This window comes from uncultured Shimia sp., assembly GCF_913054185.1.
Taxonomy (GTDB): Bacteria; Pseudomonadota; Alphaproteobacteria; order Rhodobacterales; family Rhodobacteraceae; genus Shimia.
Window position 1 is genome coordinate 35,950 of the sequence record NZ_CAJXIV010000013.1, and the last position, 14,735, is coordinate 50,684.

12 protein-coding genes are annotated in these 14,735 nt (G+C 56.9%); 6 read left to right on the forward strand and 6 right to left on the reverse strand.

Going from position 1 to position 14,735, the window contains the following annotated elements; translation table 11 throughout:
* Window positions 1-55 precede the first annotated feature (55 nt).
* From QZ517_RS04840 to lpdA, 4 genes are all read left to right on the forward strand, one after another.
* Window positions 56-1,396 carry a nucleobase:cation symporter-2 family protein gene (locus tag QZ517_RS04840; protein WP_294223029.1) on the forward strand — a complete coding sequence of 447 codons (1,341 nt, stop codon included), beginning with the start codon at window positions 56-58 and terminating at the stop codon, window positions 1,394-1,396.
* A 200-nt stretch (window positions 1,397-1,596) separates the two neighbouring features.
* The gene (gene aceE / locus QZ517_RS04845; protein WP_294223030.1) at window positions 1,597-4,251 is read left to right on the forward strand and encodes a pyruvate dehydrogenase (acetyl-transferring), homodimeric type; all 2,655 of its coding nucleotides are present in this window, start codon (window positions 1,597-1,599) and stop codon (window positions 4,249-4,251) included.
* Between the two features lie 23 nt (window positions 4,252-4,274).
* A complete protein-coding gene (aceF, locus tag QZ517_RS04850; protein ID WP_294223034.1) occupies window positions 4,275-5,528 on the forward strand; it encodes a dihydrolipoyllysine-residue acetyltransferase in 1,254 nt (417 codons plus the stop codon).
* An 11-nt stretch (window positions 5,529-5,539) separates the two neighbouring features.
* The gene (gene lpdA, locus QZ517_RS04855; RefSeq protein WP_294223037.1) at window positions 5,540-7,270 is read left to right on the forward strand and encodes a dihydrolipoyl dehydrogenase; all 1,731 of its coding nucleotides are present in this window, start codon (window positions 5,540-5,542) and stop codon (window positions 7,268-7,270) included.
* A 197-nt stretch (window positions 7,271-7,467) separates the two neighbouring features.
* On the opposite strand, the gene QZ517_RS04860 is transcribed toward lpdA, so the two are convergent.
* Window positions 7,468-9,246 (reverse strand): SLC13 family permease, encoded by a 1,779-nt coding sequence (locus QZ517_RS04860; RefSeq protein WP_294223039.1) that lies wholly within the window; start codon window positions 9,244-9,246, stop codon window positions 7,468-7,470.
* Window positions 9,247-9,363: 117 nt separating this feature from the next.
* Window positions 9,364-10,182: a TIGR00282 family metallophosphoesterase gene (locus QZ517_RS04865; RefSeq protein WP_294223042.1), complete on the reverse strand. Its 819-nt coding sequence runs from the start codon at window positions 10,180-10,182 to the stop codon at window positions 9,364-9,366.
* Between the two features lie 149 nt (window positions 10,183-10,331).
* Here QZ517_RS04865 and QZ517_RS04870 point away from each other — a divergent pair, with 149 nt between their 5' ends.
* Window positions 10,332-10,595 (forward strand): DUF333 domain-containing protein, encoded by a 264-nt coding sequence (locus QZ517_RS04870; protein ID WP_294223045.1) that lies wholly within the window; start codon window positions 10,332-10,334, stop codon window positions 10,593-10,595.
* Here the strand turns inward: QZ517_RS04870 and QZ517_RS04875 are convergent.
* Complete coding sequence (locus tag QZ517_RS04875) at window positions 10,592-11,146, reverse strand: 5-formyltetrahydrofolate cyclo-ligase (RefSeq protein ID WP_294223048.1); 555 nt, start codon at window positions 11,144-11,146, stop codon at window positions 10,592-10,594. The two genes, QZ517_RS04870 and QZ517_RS04875, sit on opposite strands and share 4 nt — an antisense overlap.
* 15 nt (window positions 11,147-11,161) lie before the next feature.
* Window positions 11,162-12,550 carry a magnesium transporter gene (gene mgtE / locus QZ517_RS04880; RefSeq protein ID WP_294223052.1) on the reverse strand — a complete coding sequence of 463 codons (1,389 nt, stop codon included), beginning with the start codon at window positions 12,548-12,550 and terminating at the stop codon, window positions 11,162-11,164.
* A 142-nt stretch (window positions 12,551-12,692) separates the two neighbouring features.
* Between mgtE and guaD the strand changes: the two genes are divergently transcribed.
* Window positions 12,693-13,979 carry a guanine deaminase gene (gene guaD, locus QZ517_RS04885; RefSeq protein WP_294223054.1) on the forward strand — a complete coding sequence of 429 codons (1,287 nt, stop codon included), beginning with the start codon at window positions 12,693-12,695 and terminating at the stop codon, window positions 13,977-13,979.
* Here the strand turns inward: guaD and QZ517_RS04890 are convergent.
* Together QZ517_RS04890 and QZ517_RS04895 are read right to left on the reverse strand one after the other, a co-directional pair.
* Entirely contained in the window at window positions 13,976-14,326 is a 351-nt protein-coding gene (locus tag QZ517_RS04890; RefSeq protein WP_294223057.1) for a nuclear transport factor 2 family protein, read from the reverse strand. The genes guaD and QZ517_RS04890 overlap by 4 nt on opposite strands.
* A 56-nt stretch (window positions 14,327-14,382) precedes the next feature.
* Window positions 14,383-14,622: an Lrp/AsnC ligand binding domain-containing protein gene (locus QZ517_RS04895; RefSeq protein WP_164641951.1), complete on the reverse strand. Its 240-nt coding sequence runs from the start codon at window positions 14,620-14,622 to the stop codon at window positions 14,383-14,385.
* Window positions 14,623-14,735: the final 113 nt, after the last annotated feature.

Below are 14,735 nucleotides of genomic sequence, written 5' to 3' on the forward strand. Positions count from 1 at the left end.
CTTAAGCCGCTCGAAAAATGAAGCGGTGGGGCTTACTGACCAACAGGAGAAGGACATGGCTGACACTATGACAGCTCAGGAAACGCAAGGGACCGGACAGTACTCGGATCCAAATGTAACGCCCCCATTGGGGCAAGCAATCCCACTGGGATTCCAACACGTTCTGGCAATGTTTGCCTCAAACGTCACCCCATCCATCATTGTGGCTGGTGCGGCGGGCCTTGCTTTTGGCAGCGCTGAGCAAGTTTATCTCATCCAGATGGCCATGCTGTTTGCGGGCATCGCTACACTGTTCCAAACCGTCGGCATTGGCCCCATTGGTGCGCGGCTGCCCATTATGCAAGGCACCAGCTTTGCCTTTGTTGGCGTTCTCGCCGGCGTGGCTGCAACCCAAGGCCTAAGCGTCGCTTTGACCGCCTGTATCATTGGTGGCGTGATCCATTTTGCATTGGGGTCCGTGATTGGAAAATTGCGCTGGCTGTTCCCACCATTGGTCACCGGCTTGGTGATCCTGGCAATCGGCCTCTATCTCATCCCAGTGGCCATCAAATACGCTGCAGGTGGTGCCGCGCCGTTCCAAATGGAAGCGGAAAGCTTTGGTTCCCTGAAACACTGGACCGTTGCTTTGACTGTTGTCATTGTCGCACTGATCCTAAAGTTTTTCACCAAAGGTACGCTCTCTAGTGCGGCCATTCTTGTTGGTATGGTGGCAGGTTACATCGTAGCTTACTTGTCCGGCATGGTGAACTTCGGTGCCGTGGCCAAAGCTTCCTGGGTGACAGGTATTTCGCCGCTGCCTTACGGCTTTGAATTCAGCCTCGGCGCGGTTATTGCTGTAACTCTGGTATCCATCGTGTCGGCCATTGAAACTGTTGGTGACGCCTCAGCAACCGCCAAAGCTGGTGCAGGACGTGACGCGACGGATGCGGAAATCCAAGGCGCCACTTATGCGGACGGACTTGGCACTGCAATTGCGGGTGTATTTGGCGGCCTGCCAAACACCTCTTTCTCGCAGAACGTCGGCATCGTCGGCATGACCGGCGTGATGAGCCGTCACGTTGTTACCATTGGCGGCATCATTCTGATCCTTTGTGGTCTGATGCCTAAAGTTGGCGCCGTTATTGCATCCATGCCTTTGCCAGTTCTTGGTGGCGGCGTGATCGTGATGTTTGGCATGGTAGCTTCCGCAGGTTTGAACATGTTGTCGGAAATTCCAATGAACCGCCGCAACATGGTAATCATCGCGGTGTCTCTGGCTGTGGGTCTAGGCCTGAACCTGGTGCCAACGGCTGTGCAATATCTGCCAGGCGTTGTAAAAACGCTGATGACGTCTGCAGTTGCCCCAACCGCCTTGTGTGCAATTGTTCTGAACTTGGTTCTTCCTCACGAAGACTGAGCAGTTCTGAAATTCAAATGACTTACAGGGATCCTCGGGTCCCTGTTTTTTTGCCCACAAACTGCGCTACACTGGCCAAACATTCCTTTTGAGTAGCTTTGCGCCACACGCATGGGACCCATGCGCGTGGCGCACTAGCGCTATTGTTTAATATTAAACTATAAGAGTAAAAACGCGGATTGCAGTGGAGGAGACGCCGCATGGCAAATGAATTTCCAGACATCGACCCGGTAGAATCCCAAGAATGGCAGGATGCCATTGAGGATGTCATCGCACGGGATGGACCGGACAGAGCCCATTACTTGCTCGACAAGGCGGTCCAACAAGCCCGAGCCGCAGGGGCCACGCTGCCATTCTCGGCGACCACTCCATACCAGAACACCATTCCAACCGACGATCAGGAAGAATTCCCTGGTGACCTGGACATGGAATGGCGCATTCGCACCATAAACCGCTGGAACGCCATGGCCACCGTTGTGCGCCGCAACAAGGTGAGTAGCGAGTATGGCGGGCACATCGCGTCCTTTGCCTCCTCGGCCGTCATGTATGATATAGGTTTGAACCACTTCTGGCGCAGCAAATCTGCGATCCACGGCGGCGACCTTGTTTTCTTCCAAGGCCACGTCATCCCCGGCATTTATGCACGCTCCTTCATGGAAGGCCGCCTGACTGAAGAGCAACTGGAAAACTTCCGTTCCGAAGTGGACGGCGGCGGTCTCTCCTCTTACCCACATCCGTGGTTGATGCCGGATTACTGGCAGTTCCCAACCGTCTCCATGGGCCTCGGCCCTCTGATGGCGATCTATCAAGCACGGTTCATGAAATACATGCACAACCGAGGCCTCATCAACATGGCTGACCGGAAAGTCTGGTGCTTCCTTGGTGATGGCGAGATGGACGAACCGGAAAGCCGTGGCGCCATTGACCTCGCTGCACGCGAAGGCCTCGACAACCTGATCTTTGTGGTGAACTGCAACCTGCAGCGCCTGGACGGACCAGTGCGTGGCAACCACAAGATTGTGCAGGAGCTCGAAGGAGATTTCCGAGGCGCAGGTTGGAATGTGATCAAGCTGCTCTGGGGCAAAGGCTGGGACGAGCTTTTGGAGAAAGACACCTCTGGAAAGCTGCGTCAGCTGATGGACGAAACCGTCGACGGCGACTACCAAACCTTCAAATCCAAAGACGGCGCTTACATCCGCGAGCACTTCTTTGGCAAATACCCCGAGACATCCGAGCTGGTGAAAGACTGGACCGACGAGCAAATCTGGGCGCTACGCCGTGGGGGTCATGATCCGCAGAAAGTCTACACCGCCTTCAGACGCGCGTCCGACACCAAAGGTCAGCCGAATTGCTTGTTGGTGAAGACTGTTAAGGGGCACGGCATGGGCACCGCTGGCGAAGGCCAGAACACCACCCACCAGCAAAAGAAAATGAACGAGGATCAGCTGCGCGCCTTCCGTGACCGCTTCGAGATTCCGGTCAGCGACGAAGATGTCGGTGACGCACCGTTTGTGAAGCTGAATAACGCGCAAAAAGCCTATCTGGCGGATCGTCGTAAATCACTTGGTGGGGAGTTTCCCAAACGCGAAAGCCAATCGCCCAAGCTGGAAATCCCGGCATTGGACAAATTTGCAGCGCAACTCAAAGGCACCGGAGATCGCGAAATTTCCACCACCATGGCCTTTGTGCGTATTTTGACCACGCTTCTGCGAGACAAGAAGATCGGTCAGAACATTGTGCCTATCGTGCCGGATGAAAGCCGCACCTTTGGTATGGAAGGCCTGTTCCGTTCCGTCGGGATTTATAATCCAGAGGGACAGAAGTATACGCCGCAAGACGCCGATCAGATGATGTATTACAAAGAAACAACTGACGGTCAGGTTCTTCAGGAAGGCATCAACGAAGCGGGCGCAATGTCAGATTGGATTGCGGCGGCCACCGCATATTCCAACCATGGCGTGCCGATGATCCCGTTCTTCATCTACTACTCCATGTTTGGCTTCCAGCGGATCGGCGATCTGGCTTGGGCCGCAGGCGACAGCCGTGCACGCGGCTTCATGCTGGGCGGGACCGCTGGCCGGACCACTCTGAACGGTGAAGGCCTACAACACGAAGACGGTCACAGCCATATTCTTGCCAGCACCATTCCGAACTGCATCACCTATGATCCGACCTTCCAACATGAAGTGGCGGTGATTGTGCAGCACGGCATGAAACGGATGTATGAAGATCAGGAAGATGTGTTCTTCTACCTCACGCTCATGAACGAAAACTACGCCCACCCGGATATGCCAATGGGTGTAGAAGATGAGATCATCAAAGGTCTCTATCGTTTCAAAGAGATCAAACAACCGTCCAAGAAGCACGTCACGCTGATGGGTTCTGGTACAATTTTGGTGCAGGCCATGAAGGCCGCCGAAATGCTCGAAGCTGACTTTGGTGTTTCCAGCGAAATTTGGTCCGCCACCAGCTTCAACGAATTGGCTCGGGATTGTCAGGATGTGGCACGCCACAACCGTTTGAACCCATTGGCAGAGCCAAAGACGTCTTTTGTGGCAGAGCAACTTGCCAAAGCCACAGGCCCTGTGATTGCAGCAACCGACTACATGAAGAACTACGCGGAGCAAATCCGGACCTGTGTGCCGGGCACTTACACCGTGTTGGGCACAGATGGCTTTGGCCGCTCCGACAGCCGGGTGAACCTGCGCCGCTTCTTTGAGGTGGACGCAAACCACATTGCAGCTGCGGCTATGGTCGACCTCTACAAAGAGGGCGCTGTAACCAAGAAAGACCTTGAGGCCGCCTTGGCCAAATATGACATCGACGGCGGCAAGCCGAACCCGCGCCTGGTGTGATCGGGAAGAGAGGAGATTTGAAAATGACAATCGAAGTCAAAGTTCCCGACATCGGCGATTTCACTGAAGTTCCAGTGGTTTCCGTTCTTGTGAGTGCCGGTGACGTGGTCGCCGCAGAAGATCCGCTGATCGAAGTGGAAAGCGACAAGGCCACCATGGAAGTGCCCTCCCCCGTGGCTGGCAAAATCGTGGAAATCAAAGTTGCGGAAGGCGACGCGGTGTCCGAAGGCTCCCTTATCCTGACGCTGGACGCAGAAGGTGAAGCGGCGGAGGCCCCTGCCCCTAAAGCAGAGGCCGCCGCGCCTGCTGCCGCAGCACCAGCCCCGGTAGCCGCGCCAGCTCCCGCAGCGGTTACCGATGCCGGATTTGGCAAGACTCACGCCTCCCCATCTGTGCGCGCCTTTGCACGCCAGTTGGACGTGGATCTGGCCAAGGTGAATGGCTCGGGTCGCAAAGGTCGTATCCTGCGTGAAGACGTAACCGCCTTCCTGAAGAGCACCACAGCGGCCCCTGTGGCTGGTGGCGCAGCACAGGGCGGCATGGGCATTCCACCAATTCCAACCGTGGATTTCTCCAAATTTGGCCCTGTCGAAGATGTGGACATGCCACGGATCAAGAAACTGTCCGGTCCTGCGTTGCACCGCAGCTGGCTCAACATTCCGCATGTCACCCACAACGACGAAGCGGACATCACCGATCTGGACAAGTACCGCAAAGAAATGGACACGATGGCCAAGGAAGAAGGCTATCGCGTGACCCTGCTGTCATTTGTGATCAAAGCCTCTGTCTCTGCGCTGAAGCAGCATTGGGAAGTGAACTCCTCGATCCACCCGGATGGCGACAAGCTGATCAAGAAAGACTACTACAACATCGGCTTTGCAGCAGACACGCCCAACGGGTTGGTTGTTCCTGTGATCAAAGATGCGGACCGCAAAGGTATCGTGGACATCTCCAAAGATCTCATGGAGTTGTCCGGCAAAGCCCGTGCAGGCGAGTTGAAGAGCGGCGATATGCAAGGCGCAACCTTCACAATCTCCAGCCTCGGCGGCATTGGCGGTACGTCTTTCACGCCAATCGTGAATGCGCCGGAAGTGGCCATTCTTGGTCTGACCCGCTCCAAAATGGCGCCTGTGTGGAATGGCGAAGAGTTTGTGCCACGCCTGATGCAGCCACTGTCGCTCAGCTATGACCACCGCGCCATTGATGGGGCTTTGGCGGCACGGTTCACCGTGACGTTGAAAACCCTGCTTGGCGATATGCGCAAGTTGATGTGGTAAGGAGAACTAAGATGGACGTCAAAGTACCTGATATTGGGGACTTTTCAGAAGTTCCCGTGGTCTCCGTTCTGGTTTCTGTTGGGGACACCGTTGCCGCAGAAGACCCGCTCATTGAGGTCGAAAGCGACAAAGCCACTATGGAAGTGCCATCGCCCGCCGCAGGCGTGGTGAAAGACATCAAAGTGGCCGAAGGCGACGCTGTGTCGGAAGGCAGCTTGATCCTTGTGTTGGAAGCTGAAGGTGCTGCTGAGGCGCCTAAGGCTGCAACTGCAGAAGCACCTTCTGCTCCGCAGGCAGTAGCCGCCACTGGCTCTGCCACGGGCACCGGCGATGTGCACGCCGAAGTGGTTGTACTGGGCTCTGGCCCAGGTGGCTACACGGCGGCTTTCCGCGCTGCGGACCTTGGAAAAAAGGTTGTGCTGATCGAGAAAGACAGCTCGCTGGGTGGTGTTTGCCTGAACGTCGGTTGTATCCCGTCCAAGGCGCTGTTGCACTCTGCCAAGGTGATCACCGAGGCTGAGGAAATGGCGGAGCATGGCATCAGCTTTGCCAAGCCTGAGGTTGATCTGGATAAGCTGCGCGGCTGGAAAGAAAGCGTTGTAAATCAACTAACTGGCGGCCTAGGCGGATTGGCGAAAGCGCGCAAGGTGCAGGTTGTGAACGGCTACGGCACCTTCACTGGCCCCAATATGATTGAGGTCGACAATAACGGCGAGAAGTCCACTGTCAGCTTTGACCAATGTGTCATTGCGGCCGGTTCTGAGCCGGTCACCCTGCCCTTCATCCCACAACATGATCCACGCGTGATCGACAGCACCGGCGCGCTGGAATTGGAAGATGTGCCAGAGCGTCTGCTGGTGCTTGGCGGCGGCATCATCGGCCTGGAAATGGCGACTGTGTATGACGCGTTGGGCTCAAAAGTGACCATCGTTGAGTTCATGGATCAGATCATTCCTGGTGCGGACAAAGACGTTGTGAAGCCGCTGCATAAGCGGATCGAGGGACGGTATGAGGCCATCCTAACCAAAACCAAAGTCACTGCAGTTAAAGCAACGGACGCTGGTCTCGAAGTCACCATGGAAGGCCCTAAGGGCGAAGTCGTTGATACGTTTGACAAAGTGCTTGTTGCAGTAGGGCGTCGTCCAAATGGGGCGAAGGTCAACGCAGCGGCGGCTGGTGTGGCTGTGGATGAGCGTGGGTTCATTGCGGTCGACAGTCAGCAACGCACTGGTGCACCTCACATTTTTGCCATTGGCGATGTTGTTGGACAGCCAATGCTGGCGCATAAGGCTGTGCATGAAGGCAAAGTGGCCGCTGAAGTGGCTGCGGGTCACAAACGTCACTTTGATGCGCGGGTGATCCCATCGGTGGCCTACACCGATCCCGAGGTTTCTTGGGTGGGTGTCACGGAGACACAGGCCAAGGCCGAAGGGCTAAAAATTGGCAAGGGTGTTTTCCCTTGGGCCGCCTCCGGGCGCTCGCTATCTTTGGGCCGCTCTGAAGGGCTTACCAAGTTGATTTTCGACGAAGAATCCGAGCGCGTGATCGGCGCGGGGATTGTTGGCCCCAACGCCGGTGACCTGATTGCAGAGGTGGCTCTGGCCATCGAAATGGGCGCAGATGCGGTGGATCTGGGACACACGATTCACCCCCACCCGACGCTCAGTGAGACTATCAATTTTGCTGCTGAGATGTTTGAAGGCACGATCACCGACCTGATGCCACCGCGCAAAAAGAAGTGATCTTCATCTGATTCAAAGACAACGCGCCGCAGGCCTCTGCGGCGCGTTTTTTGTTGGCCTATTAACCAGCAAATTTGACGCTGTTTTGACGTCGGTATTATGTCTGTATCGCGACTGTATTGCGGAGGTGCGTTTTTTCAGCTGCCTAAGGCGCGCAACGGTAAACGCAACACACGTTGCGCGCTGTTTTAATGGCCTTACAGCGGCCAAAAGAACGGAATCAACGCGGAGGCCAAAATGCCAATCGACAGGTTCAGCGGAATGCCGACGCGCATAAAGTCGGTGAACTTGTAACCGCCGGGCCCAAAGACCAGCATATTGGTCTGATAGCCGATGGGTGTCGCAAAGCTGGCCGAGGCAGCAATCATCACGGCGACAACCAGGGGGCGCGGATCCACACCAATGGCCTGTGCCAACCCCACAGCGATGGGGGTGACAACCACGGCGACCGCGTTGTTGGAGACCAGCTCGGTCAGGACAGATGTCAGCAGATAGATCGCCCAAATCAACAGGAATGGCGGCAGGCCTTGCAGCGCCGGCGCAAGACCGTTCACGATCAGCGACACCGCGCCGGAATGCGACAGGGCGGCCCCGATGGCAAGCATGGCAAAAATCAGAGACAGCAGACGGCCATCGACAAATGAAAACGCCTCATCCGCGTCGATACAGCGGGTGAGCAGAACCACAGCCACAGCCAGAATAGCGAGATACAGGATTGGGGCCACGCCCATGCCTGCGAGGATCACAATGCCCATCATCGCGCCCAAGGCAATTGGCGCATGGCCGCGGCGGTATTCCCGCTCCGACGGCTGGGACACGTCCACCATGTCCATTTCACTGGCAAGACGTTGAATGTCTTCTGGCGCGCCCTCGAGCAGCAAAGTGTCACCCACGCGGACCACCAGCTGATCCAACTGCTGGCCGATATTCTGGTTCCGGCGGTGCACCGCCAGCGGATAGACACCAAAGCGACGCCGCAAGCGAAGTGATCCAAGGCGGCGCCCAACCATTTTACAGCCGGGCGTGATCAACGCTTCGACGGTGGTGGTCTCCACCGCGCCAACCTGATCCAAACGCTTGAGGGATTTGTTGCGCTGTAGGCTCAGCAGCTCTGTCATCTTGGTGCGCAGTACCACGCGGTCCCCCACTTGCAGAGTCACGCCAGCAAGGTTGCGGCGCAGAGATGTGTCGCCACGGATCACATCCACCAAACGCACGCCATCCCGTTTGAACAACTGAACACCAGTGACCTCCCGGCCAATCAAATTGCTCTCCGGTGGGATCACCGCCTCGGTGAAAAACTTCATCTGGCTGCGGTTGGACAGCAGGTCCGCCATACTGGCGCGTTCCGGCAGAAGGCGACGGCCAAAAAAGTAGAGATACGCCATGCCCCAAACGACAATGATCAGGCCCAAAGGCGTGACCTCAAAAATGCTGAAAGGCTCCAAGCCTTGGTCGCGGGCCACACCGTCCACCAAAAGGTTGGTGGACGTGCCGATGAGGGTCAATGTGCCCCCCATGATCGCCGCATAACTCAATGGGATCAGAAGCTTAGAGGCCGAAGTTCCCAAGGTACGCGCCAGTTGCGTGAACACCGGGATCATCACCACCACCACGGGCGTGTTGGACACAAACGCAGAGGCGATCACCACAAAGCACAGCAAGACCGAGATCGCGACTTGTGGACGTTCTTGAGCCTGACCATCTGCCAAAGAGGTGAAGACCGACAATGCGCCGGTGCGCACCAAAGCACCCATGACAATGAACATCGCCGCGATGGTCCAAGGGGCTGGGTTGGACAGGACACCAAGCGCGGCTTGATATGGCAAGACCCCTAAAAACAGGAGAACTGCAACGCCGCCGATGGCAACCACCTCAGTGGGATAGGCTTCGCGCAGAAACAGCACAAACATGCCCAACACGGTGAGAAGCGCCAAAACCGCCTGTGTGGTTTGCGAAAATGCAAAAAGATCCATACCAATCCCGTTGTTACCAGCGGCCAACGTTTAGCATGAAGGCCCTGTTGGGCAACAGATTTTAGGTAGATGCCTGTTGGGCAGGTGCTCGCCTCAGATCAAACCAACATTTTGGCGTCAACTGGGGCCACATTGGCTCAACCGCCCACCCTGACGGACCATTTCGATACGAGTTGCGGCGCCGGTGCGGTCGTCGGTTTCCACATAGACCCCAGAGAGCGTGGCTTCGCCCAGCGCAGGCGTAAACCGTGATTTGGGCATGCCGGTCACAAAGCGGCGCATGGGTTCGGTCTTTTCCATGCCAATCACCGAGTTGTAATCCCCACACATGCCCGCATCTGCTTGAAATGCGGTGCCACCAGGCAGGATCTGTGTGTCTGCGGTTGGGATATGCGTGTGGGTACCGACCACAAGGCTCACACGCCCGTCGCAGTAGTGCCCCATGCCCATTTTCTCGGACGTGGCTTCGCAATGCATGTCGACAATTGCCGCCTGCACCATGCCGCCACGTGGATGGGCGCGCAGCACTTGGTCTACGGCTGAGAACGGATCACTGTAAGGCTGCTTCATGAAAACCTGGCCCAGTGCCTGTGTCACCAGCACCTTGCGCCCAGCACGGGCGGTGAACACGCGAAAGCCTTTGCCAGGTACATCGCCACGCGCAATGTTCAGCGGACGAATGACACGAGGCTCGTTTTGGATGAACTGCAACATGTCTTTTTGGTCAAAGGCGTGATCGCCCAGCGTGATACAGTCTGCGCCCGCGTCCAGCAGCGTCTTGGCATGGTCGCCAGACAGGCCCATGCCGTTGGAGGCATTTTCGCCGTTGACCACAACAAAATCCAGCCGCCACGCGTCGCGCAGCTTCGGCAGGCGTTCCACCACAGCCGCACGTCCCGCGCGGCCCATCACATCACCAAGGAAAAGCATTTTCATGGGGATCGTCCTAGGGGGGAGTTTCGCGCTTGGCAAGAGTGTCACCAGCGGAATGTGGCGTAACGGCGCAAGTCAGCGTGTACTCCGCCCTTGCTCCACACCAATCAGGCGATATCTTAGGCAGGAACAGACAACACAGGATGTTATTGATGAAACCTATTTTGACACTGGCAGCAACGGGCGCTTTGGCCGCTCTGGCGGGCTGTGATGAATACTCCGCCCCAAACCAGGCTGCTGATGCGGCCAACCCTGCCGCGACTTTCTGTATCAATCAAGGTCACGCTTATGAAATCCGCAAAGACGCAGACGGCAATCAATATGGCGTCTGTAAATTCAAAGGTGGCGGTGAGCAGGATGCCTGGGAGTATTTCCGGGTGAATGCCACCGGAGCCAATCCGGAGTTTGACTCCTAAAACTCGATAATCCGGGTATCCGTGATCATCATATCAAGAGGCTGATCGGTGTCTTCTAAAGGCAGAGCGTCAGCCTCTTGTGCGTCAAACGCCAGGCCAATGGCCAAAGTGGCGCGGCGGGCCCGCAGGCGCTCTAGTGTGCGATCATAAAAGCCACCGCCATAGCCAAGCCGTCCGCCCCTGATGTCAAAGGCCACCAGCGGCACAATCACAATCTCTGGGTCAAAGAAGTTGTCCTCAATGGGTACCTTCGCGCCAAAAGGGCCATCGCGGAGTGCGCCGTCCGGTTCCCAGCGGGAGAACTCCAAGGGCATGGCCTCGCCTTGGATGACTGGAACCCCCACGGGGCCATGGGCCGAGGCTTCGGCCATTGCCGCCAGCGGAGAGATTTCGGTGCGGATCGGCATGTACCCTGCTAGGGGAACTCCACGATACCCTGCCAGCACTGCGGAAAGATGCGCCGATCGGCCGGGGGCTGCGTTGGCAAAGGCGTCTTTGCGACGGGCAAAGGCCAGCTTTCGTGCTGCTGCTTTTTGCTCTGTGAGATCCATAGCCCAATCCTTTGGTTAGAGCAGCATATGGGCAGACAGGCCCAGAAACAGGAAAAACCCCACCACATCGGTCACGGTGGTGACAAAGGGACCAGAGGCCAAGGCTGGGTCGATGTTCATACGCTCCAGCGTCATCGGGATCAGGATGCCGCCCAGCGCGGCCGCGATCTGGGTGAGGAACATCGCCACGGCAATCACCAGTGCCAGCATTGGCACGCCAAACCAGACACCGGCCACACCCGCCATGATCAGGCCAAACAGCGCGCCATTGAGTGCCCCCACGGAAACCTCCCGCCGGATCACCCGCCAGGCATTTTGCGCGGTGAGGTCTTTGGTCGCCAGCGCACGCACGGTCACAGTCATGGTCTGTGTGCCCGCGTTGCCCCCCATAGAGGCGACAATCGGCATCAGCACCGCCAGCGCCACCATTTGATCCACGGTATCCGCAAAGAGATTGATCACGCCGGAGGCCAGAATGGCGGTCAGCAGGTTCACAAACAGCCAGGTGGCGCGGCCCTTGGCGGCATCAAGGATGGTATCGGACAGGCTGGCTTCGTCACTCACACCCGCCATGCGCAGGATATCTTCTTCGTGCTCTTCATCCAGCACTGCCATGGCGTCATCAATGGTGATCACACCAACAAGGCGCTCATCCTCATCCACCACAGGGGCAGAGATCAGGTGGTATTGGTTGAAGGCGTAAGCCACGTCTTCTTCATCCTGCGTGACCGGGATCACCTGAAACAACTCTTCCACCACTTTGGCCAGTGGCAGATCGCGATGAGACGACATCAGCTTGCCCAGTGTGACGTTACCGACCGGTTTCATACGCGGGTCCACAAGGATCACGTGATAAAACTGTTCCGGCAGCTCTTCAGCGTTGCGCAGGTAGTCGCTCGCTTCTCCCACTGTCCAGTGTTCCGGCGCATACACAGTCTCGCGCTGCATCAAACGACCGGCGGTGTTCTCCGGGTAACTAAGCGCCTGCTCAACCGCGACCCGGTCCGCATCTTCCAGCGTTTCAAGAATGGCTTCCTGCGCCGGTTCATCCAGGTCTTCAACGATGTCGACAATGTCATCGCTTTCCAGATCACGCACCGCGTCAGCAAGAACGTCCGGTTGGAGAACCGCCATAACGTCTTCGCGCAGACCATCGTCCAGTTCCGACAGGATATCCCCATCAAACTCCTCGCCATAGAGCTGCACAAGGCGACGGCGGTCAAACGGATTGATCTGTTCCAGAAGGTCAGCGATGTCAGCCGGGTGCAGCGGCTCGGTTAACTCGACAAGCGTGTGGCGGTCTTGTGCCTCCAGCGCGTAGAGCACACCGGCAATCAGTTTTTTGGAAAGCCTGTAGTCTTCGGTCTCTGCTTCGGGGGCGGTCTGCAACTCTGTGTTGGGCATGACGCGCTCCCCATTTGACACTCTACCGCCAAGTGCGGTCTTGGACTTGATGCGGACCTTAGTTTAAATCAAAGCATGGACTCAATGGGACACGACCCGTTGATGTGGAAAAAAGACCGCCCCCAACTGATTGGAGATACTTATGTGCGCACAGACCCTCCTGCTTGGGCAGACACTGAGCTTTGCCGCCAATCCGTTTGAGACAGGCGTGGACGCGGCGCGACATGAAACCCGAGGTGGGGTTGTCCTTGAGGCTGGCCGCATTGTGGCGCTTGGCACATCCGACGCCATGCGGGCCGCCTACCCTGCGGCAGACGTGGTCGACTATGGCGACAAGCTGATCTCCGCAGGCTTTGTGGATGCACATGTGCACTACCCGCAGACCGGCATCATCGCGAGCTGGGGCAAGCGGCTGATTGATTGGCTCAACAGCTACACCTTTCCCGAAGAGATGCGGTTTGGCGATCGGGCGTATGCGGATCAGATTTCCAACACTTACCTCGACCTCACCGCAAAACACGGTGTGACCACCATGGCGAGCTACTGCACAATTCACACCGAGTCAGTCGACGCTTTCTTTGAAGCAGCGCAGGCCCGAGGCCAGCGCGTGATTGCGGGCAAGACCTGTATGGACCGTAATGCGCCGGACGGGCTGCGTGATACTCCGCAGAGCGCCTATGATGACAGTAAGGCTTTGATAGAACGCTGGGCCGGAGTTGACCGGATCAGCTATGCCATCACGCCGAGATTTTCGCCAACTTCCACACCGGAGCAGTTAGAGGCGCTTGGCAGTCTCTGGGCAGAGCATCCGGATTGCCTGATGCAGACCCATCTGAGTGAACAGACCGATGAAATTGCCTGGGTGGCAGAGTTGTTCCCTGAGGCGCGGGACTACTTAGACACCTATGAGCAATTTGGCCTCTTGGGCGAGAAAGGCCTCTATGGCCACGCGATCCATCTGGAAGAGCGTGAAAAGGACCGGCTGCGCGAGGTTGGGGCTGGATTGATCCACTGTCCCACCTCTAACACCTTCATCGGGTCGGGCCTGTTTGACATGGGAGGTCTGATGGCCGCGGGTCAACGAGTTGGCCTGGCCAGTGACACCGGCGGCGGGTCCAGCTTTTCGATGCTGCGCACCATGGCGAGCGCATATGAAGTTGGACAACTGCGCCATCGCCCCCTACACGCGGCAGAACTTATGTGGCTGGCCACGCAAGGCTCTGCGCGGGCGCTGCATATGGAAGACAAAATTGGCAATCTGGCCGTGGGCATGGAGGCAGATCTGGTGGTACTGGATTTGGCGAGCACGCCGGAAATTGAGCAGAGGTCCGTGCGGGCCAATGATCTCTGGGAAGCGCTGTTCCCCACCATTATGATGGGCGATGACCGCGCCATCGCGGCCACCTGGATCAATGGGAAATCGGTTTAGAACAACCCGTTATCATTGGCTGAGGTCGCTGGGATGGTTTGCAACACATCCCAGTGCTCCACCACCTTCCCTTCGTCATCAAAACGGAAGATGTCAATACCGGCGTAGTCTTCATCGCCGGGCCATTCCTGATGGCAGTGCAGCACCACCAAATTGCCTTCTGCAATGGCGCGTTTGAAGTGGACTTTCTTGCCGGGGTACTCCACCGCCATCCGTTCAAAATAAGTGATAAAGGCCTCTTTGCCGTCGCCAACATGTGGATTGTGCTGGATGTACTCGGCGCCAACGTAGGTCTCTACCGCCTCACGCGGCTTGTTCTGATTGAACATCAGATCGTAGAACGTCATGGCGTTGGCTTTGTTTGTGTCCAAATCGGCTATGGCAGTCTCCTGTTTACGAAGGTCTAAAACGCCTTGAAGGTCAGCGTCGTCAGCGTGCGTTCGACGTCCGCGATATCCAGCATATGGTGGTTGATGAACTTGCCCACATCTTCACCCTCTGGGATGTAAAGCTTCATCAGCAAGTCATACTCACCACTGGTGGAGTGTAGCTCGGAGTGGATTTCCTTGAGCGCAATTTCTTCGGCGACGCGGTAAGTGGTGCCGGGTTTGCAGCGGATCTGGATAAAGACGCAGGTGGTCATAAAAGCCCTCATGTCGGTTTGGGGGTAAGCTGGCACAAATGCCACCCTGACCACAATCGCAAACTGCGCCCCCTTGGCCCGCGCAGATGCGCTGCCTATAAGGTGGCCGACTA

Excerpts from the sequence above, each read along its gene's own strand:
- QZ517_RS04895 (WP_164641951.1), bottom strand. The coding sequence starts at position 14,622 with ATGACCACCTGCGTCTTTATCCAGATCCGCTGCAAACCCGGCACCACT.
- aceF (WP_294223034.1), top strand. The coding sequence starts at position 4,275 with ATGACAATCGAAGTCAAAGTTCCCGACATCGGCGATTTCACTGAAGTT.
- guaD (WP_294223054.1), top strand. The coding sequence starts at position 12,693 with ATGTGCGCACAGACCCTCCTGCTTGGGCAGACACTGAGCTTTGCCGCC.
- QZ517_RS04865 (WP_294223042.1), bottom strand. The coding sequence starts at position 10,182 with ATGAAAATGCTTTTCCTTGGTGATGTGATGGGCCGCGCGGGACGTGCG.
- lpdA (WP_294223037.1), top strand. The coding sequence starts at position 5,540 with ATGGACGTCAAAGTACCTGATATTGGGGACTTTTCAGAAGTTCCCGTG.
- QZ517_RS04875 (WP_294223048.1), bottom strand. The coding sequence starts at position 11,146 with ATGGATCTCACAGAGCAAAAAGCAGCAGCACGAAAGCTGGCCTTTGCC.
- QZ517_RS04890 (WP_294223057.1), bottom strand. The coding sequence starts at position 14,326 with ATGACGTTCTACGATCTGATGTTCAATCAGAACAAGCCGCGTGAGGCG.
- QZ517_RS04840 (WP_294223029.1), top strand. The coding sequence starts at position 56 with ATGGCTGACACTATGACAGCTCAGGAAACGCAAGGGACCGGACAGTAC.
- mgtE (WP_294223052.1), bottom strand. The coding sequence starts at position 12,550 with ATGCCCAACACAGAGTTGCAGACCGCCCCCGAAGCAGAGACCGAAGAC.
- QZ517_RS04870 (WP_294223045.1), top strand. The coding sequence starts at position 10,332 with ATGAAACCTATTTTGACACTGGCAGCAACGGGCGCTTTGGCCGCTCTG.
- aceE (WP_294223030.1), top strand. The coding sequence starts at position 1,597 with ATGGCAAATGAATTTCCAGACATCGACCCGGTAGAATCCCAAGAATGG.
- QZ517_RS04860 (WP_294223039.1), bottom strand. The coding sequence starts at position 9,246 with ATGGATCTTTTTGCATTTTCGCAAACCACACAGGCGGTTTTGGCGCTT.